The sequence below is a fragment of the Extibacter sp. GGCC_0201 genome (genome assembly GCF_017566055.1).
Lineage (GTDB): Bacteria > Bacillota > Clostridia > Lachnospirales > Lachnospiraceae > Extibacter.
Window position 1 is genome coordinate 1 of record NZ_JABFCH010000226.1, and the last position, 215, is coordinate 215.

1 protein-coding gene is annotated in these 215 nt (G+C 52.1%); it reads right to left on the bottom strand.

The window, feature by feature from the left end:
- Positions 1-215 (bottom strand): sodium/proton-translocating pyrophosphatase (locus tag HJV72_RS19345; RefSeq protein ID WP_208073500.1); only part of this gene is annotated, 215 nt, incomplete at both ends.

A 215-nucleotide genomic window follows, 5' to 3' on the forward strand; every position in this document is an offset into this window, starting at 1 on the left:
TCGGCACCCATACCGGCAACGTCGCCTACGTTATCGCCTACGTTATCAGCGATAGTAGCAGGGTTACGCGGATCGTCTTCCGGGATACCGGCTTCAACTTTACCAACAAGGTCAGCACCAACGTCAGCAGCTTTAGTATAAATACCGCCGCCAACACGGGCAAACAATGCGATCGAGCTTGCGCCCAGACCAAAACCGGTAACAATATCAATGTT